The 4,335-nt window shown below is 70.7% G+C and carries 5 protein-coding genes; 2 read left to right on the top strand and 3 right to left on the bottom strand.

What is annotated here, in order from left to right:
- Positions 1–81: 81 nt before the first annotated feature.
- Both KN815_RS38540 and hemL read right to left on the bottom strand, forming a co-directional pair.
- Entirely contained in the window at positions 82–768 is a 687-nt protein-coding gene (locus tag KN815_RS38540) for a histidine phosphatase family protein (protein WP_174893822.1), read from the bottom strand.
- Positions 769–776: 8 nt separating this feature from the next.
- Complete coding sequence (hemL, locus tag KN815_RS38545; RefSeq protein WP_216346465.1) at positions 777–2,093, bottom strand: glutamate-1-semialdehyde 2,1-aminomutase; 1,317 nt, start codon at positions 2,091–2,093, stop codon at positions 777–779.
- Positions 2,094–2,209: 116 nt separating this feature from the next.
- On the opposite strand from hemL, the gene KN815_RS38550 reads away from it, so the two are divergent.
- Both KN815_RS38550 and KN815_RS38555 read left to right on the top strand, forming a co-directional pair.
- The gene (locus tag KN815_RS38550; RefSeq protein ID WP_253209499.1) at positions 2,210–2,761 is read left to right on the top strand and encodes a hypothetical protein; all 552 of its coding nucleotides are present in this window, start codon (positions 2,210–2,212) and stop codon (positions 2,759–2,761) included.
- Between the two features lie 94 nt (positions 2,762–2,855).
- Positions 2,856–3,188 (top strand): YnfA family protein, encoded by a 333-nt coding sequence (locus KN815_RS38555; protein WP_078642826.1) that lies wholly within the window; start codon positions 2,856–2,858, stop codon positions 3,186–3,188.
- On the opposite strand, the gene KN815_RS38560 is transcribed toward KN815_RS38555, so the two are convergent.
- The coding region (locus KN815_RS38560) for a PepSY domain-containing protein (RefSeq protein ID WP_372458588.1) at positions 3,178–4,335 on the bottom strand (1,158 nt) is incomplete at its 5' end. The genes KN815_RS38555 and KN815_RS38560 overlap by 11 nt on opposite strands.

Below are 4,335 nucleotides of genomic sequence, written 5' to 3' on the forward strand. Positions count from 1 at the left end.
GTGGCCCGGCCGCGCGGGCACCGCAAGCCCTGCCGCGCGGGCACCGCGAGCCCTGCCACGCAGGCACGCAAGCCCTGCCGCTCAGGCGCCGAAGCCCTTGGAGGCCCCCTTCACCGGCTTGGCGCCCGCGCGCAGATGGGCCGGGACGAGATCACGGGCCGGTTCGCTGTAGCCCACCGCGACGATCCGGTCACCGCGGTAGGTGAAGCTGGTGAGGCTGGCCAGGGTGCACTGCCGCTTGCGCGGGTCGTGCCACAGCCGCCGCCGCTCCACGAAGCTGCGCACGATCCAGATGGGCAGTTGATGGCTGACGCACACCGCCTCGTGCCCGCGCGCCGCGTCCCGCGCCCGGCCCAGCGCCGCCATCATCCGCACCACCTGGTCGACATAGGGCTCGCCCCAGGACGGACGGAAGGGGTTGGTGAGATGGCGCCAGTTGGCCGGTTTGCGCAGCGCGCCGTCGCCGACGCCGAAGGTCTTGCCCTGGAAGACGTTCGCCGCCTCGATCAGCCGCTCGTCCGAGGCCACGTCCAGGCCGTGCGCCTTGGCGATCGGCCCCGCCGTCTCCTGCGCCCGCTCCAGCGGGGAGGCGACGACATGGGTGATGTCACGGTCGGCGAGGTGCTCGGCGACCCGGTCGGCCATCTGCCGCCCCAGATCCGAGAGGTGGTAGCCGGGCAGCCTGCCGTAGAGCACGCCCTCCGGGTTGTGGACCTCGCCGTGGCGCATCACATGGACGACGGTGATGTCGTTCTCGCTCTGTGTCATGTCACCCATCATTCAGTGGCCTCGGCGGCGGCCCGCGCCGCCCCCGGCAGAGCCGCCGCCACCCGCTCCAGCGCCCGCTCGTCATGCGCCGTGGAGACGAACCACGACTCGAAGGCGGACGGCGGGAGATAGACGCCCTGGGACAGCATCGAGTGGAAGAAGGCGGTGAAGCGGAACGACTCCTGCCCCTTGGCCTGCTCGTAGTTGGTGACCTCGTCGCCGGTGAAGAAGACCGAGAACATATTGCCCGCGACCTGCACCCGGTGGGCCACGCCCGCCTTGGAGAGCGCCTCGGTCGCCATCGCCCGCAGCCGCTCGGAGGCCGCGTCGACCTGTCCGTACGCCGCGTCGTCCAGCAGCCGCAACTGCGCGACGCCTGCGGCCGTGGCGACCGGGTTCCCGGACAGCGTGCCCGCCTGGTAGACCGGGCCGGCCGGGGCGAGGCGCTCCATGACATCGGCGCGCCCGCCGAAGGCCGCGGCCGGGAAGCCGCCGCCCATGACCTTGCCGAAGGTCATCAGGTCCGGCTCCACGCCGTCCAGCCCGAACCACCCGGCCCGGGAGACCCGGAAGCCGGTCATGACCTCGTCGGAGATGTAGAGCGCGCCATGGTCGGCGCAGAGCTGCTTGAGGCCCGCGTTGAACCCGGGCAGCGGCGGCACCACGCCCATGTTGCCCGGCGACGCCTCGGTGATCACACAGGCGATCTCCCCGGGGTGCGCGACAAAGGCCGCCCGGACCGCCTCCAGGTCGTTGTACGGGAGCACCACGGTCTCCCCCGCCTGCGCTCCCGTCACCCCCGGAGTGTCCGGCAGCCCGAAGGTCGCCACCCCGGACCCGGCCGCGGCCAGCAGGGCGTCCACATGCCCGTGGTAGCAACCGGCGAACTTGATCACCTTCGACCGCCCGGTGAACCCACGAGCCAGCCGGATCGCCGACATCGTCGCCTCGGTGCCGGACGACACCAGGCGCACCTGCTCCACGGGGGCGACCCGCGCCACGATCTCCTCGGCGAGCTCGACCTCACCCTCACCAGGCGTGCCGAACGAGGTACCGCGGGCGACGGCGGCCTGCACGGCCGCGATGACCTCGGGGTGGGAATGGCCGAGGATCATCGGTCCCCACGAGCACACGAGGTCCACATACTCGCGTCCGTCGGCATCGGTGAGGTACGGACCATCACCGGACACCATGAACCGGGGCGTTCCTCCCACGGCGCGGAACGCCCGCACCGGAGAGTTCACGCCGCCGGGGGTCACGGCGGCCGCGCGATCGAAAAGCGTCTGCGAAACTGGGGCTGTGTACGGATAGCTCACGCAAGCCATGTTGTCAGAGCCGGACAGACTCCCGCGGCCGGGCGTTTCACAGCCCGAGCGTGGGGGAGGTTGCTGTAACAGAGATCGGGTTGCGCGGTAGTGGCCGCGAGTGGTCGGGTGGAGATATGCATCGCGGTGGCGAACTGGGTGAAGGGACTGACGACCGAGGCGGCCCCGAGCGTGCCCGGCCCGGACGCCATCGGCGGGACGAGGCGGGCAGGGCAAGCAGAAGCGGGGGCCGCATGGGGGTGACCTACAAGTACTTCGGTGCGCCCGATGGCGCCACCGCGGCCAGGGTCCCCATCTCCATGCGCCCCGAGGAGCTCGGCGGCGATGAGCTCGGCCACGGCATGTTCACGAAGATCAAGCCGGAGACGGTCGCGGCGATGGTCCTCACCGGCATCGAGGGCGTCCCGCTGCACCGGGTCCCCCCGCTCGAACTGGTCGTCCTCCACCCGGATTACGCCGTCGTCAAGCTCCCGATGACCGTGGTCGACCCGCTGCGCGGCGTGGGCGAGGAGTCCGTGGGCGCGGCGGCCTTCATCTGGTCCACGGTCCCCGACCGCGGCGGCCCCCGGGACGCCTTCACGGTCTATCAACTGCTGCACGAATGGCAGGACTTCAGCCACCGGCTGCACGAGGCGGGGCACCAGGCGTACTGCCTGGTGTGGCCCTGAGGCCGGGGCCTGAGACCGGGGCCCCGAGGCCGGGGCCCGGGCGGGCCCCTAGGTGGTTCGTTCGGGTTTCATGATCGGGCCGTACCCTTCCCCCATGCTCACCGCACGTTCCATCGCTCTGTTCGCCGTGGCCGCGCTCCTGGAGATCGGCGGCGCCTGGCTCATCTGGCAGGGCGTACGTGAGCACAGGGGTTGGGCATGGATCGGCGCAGGGGTCATCTCCCTGGGCGCCTACGGGTTCGTGGCCACGCTCCAGCCGGACGCGGAGTTCGGCCGCATCCTCGCGGCGTACGGCGGCGTTTTCGTCGCCGGATCGCTCGCCTGGGGCATGGTCGCCGACGGCTACCGGCCCGACCGCTTCGATGTCATCGGAGCACTGATCTGCCTGGCCGGAGTCGCCGTGATCATGTACGTGCCTAGGCGGTAACCATCGGCCGGCCGTGGCCGCCCTTGCCCTCGTGGTCGCCGTGGTCGCCCTGCTTGCCGTGGTCACCGTGGTGGTCGTCCTGCTCCTGCTCCGTACCGAGGACGCAGCCGGTCTCCGGGTCGATGAAGACGGTCGTGAGGTTGTGGTCGCACTCGACCTCCACGACCCACACCTTCTTGCCCTCCTTCTGGTGCGAGTCCTTGTGCTCGTCCTTGCGCTGCTGGTCCTTGCGCTGACCGTCGTGCTGCCGCTCGTCCTTGCGCTCGTCCTTGCGCTCGTCCTGGTGGTTGCCCTTGTGGTGCGGGTCGTCCTCGGGGCAGTCCACCAGCTCGGCGGTGACGGCCCGGCCGCCGACCTCGCACTCGGCGATCTCGATCGCCTCGGCGATCGTCACCGGATCGTTCTGCTTGGCGTTCTGGTGCTCCTTGTTCTGCTTGTTGTTCTGCTTGTTCTCCTGGCCGTGGCGCGCCTGGTCGTCCCCGTGGGCGGGAACGGTGACGGGCCGGACGGCGCCGCGGTCCTGGGACTCCTCGGCGGGCTGGGCCGCCTGCTGCGGCTGGGCGGCCTGCTCGGTCTGCGCTGCCTCCTGCGGCTGGGCGGCCTGGTCGGGGCGCGCCGCGCTGCGGCCCTGAGCGCCGGGCCAGAACTTCCCGGGGAAGAAGTGGCTCATGGCCGGGCGCCCTTGGTCCTCGCGCTGCCCGTTGTTCTCCTGGTTGCCGCCGTTCTCCTTGCTTTCCTTGTTCTCCTTGTTCTCCTTGTTCTCCTTGTTCTCCTGGCCGCCGTTGTCCTCCTGGCGCCCATGGTCGTCACGACCGCTGTTCATCTTCGCGTCGTAGCGGCCACTGTCCTCGCGCTGGCCGCTCTCCTCGTGCCGCCCACCGTCCTCGTGACGGCCGTCCTCGTCGTGACGGCTGTCCTCGTCGTGACGGCTGTCCTCGTCGTGACGGCCGTCCTCCTCGTGACGGCTGTCCTCGTCGTGACGGCCGTCCTCGTGACGGCTGTCCTCGTCGTGACGGCCGTCCTCGTCGTGACGGACGTGATCGTGGCGGCCGTCCGAGTTCTGATGTCCCTTGTCCTCGTGGCGGCCATTCGAGTCCCGATGACCGTTCTCGTGCTGCCCCTTGCTGTCGCCGTGCGCCCGGTCCTG

This window comes from Streptomyces niphimycinicus (assembly GCF_018883605.1).
Classification (GTDB): Bacteria; Actinomycetota; Actinomycetes; order Streptomycetales; family Streptomycetaceae; genus Streptomyces; species Streptomyces niphimycinicus.

Coding starts and splice junctions, on each gene's coding strand:
- KN815_RS38540 (WP_174893822.1), bottom strand. CDS start 768: ATGACACAGAGCGAGAACGACATCACCGTCGTCCATGTGATGCGCCAC.
- hemL (WP_216346465.1), bottom strand. CDS start 2,093: ATGGCTTGCGTGAGCTATCCGTACACAGCCCCAGTTTCGCAGACGCTT.
- KN815_RS38555 (WP_078642826.1), top strand. CDS start 2,856: ATGCTCACCGCACGTTCCATCGCTCTGTTCGCCGTGGCCGCGCTCCTG.
- KN815_RS38550 (WP_253209499.1), top strand. CDS start 2,210: ATGCATCGCGGTGGCGAACTGGGTGAAGGGACTGACGACCGAGGCGGC.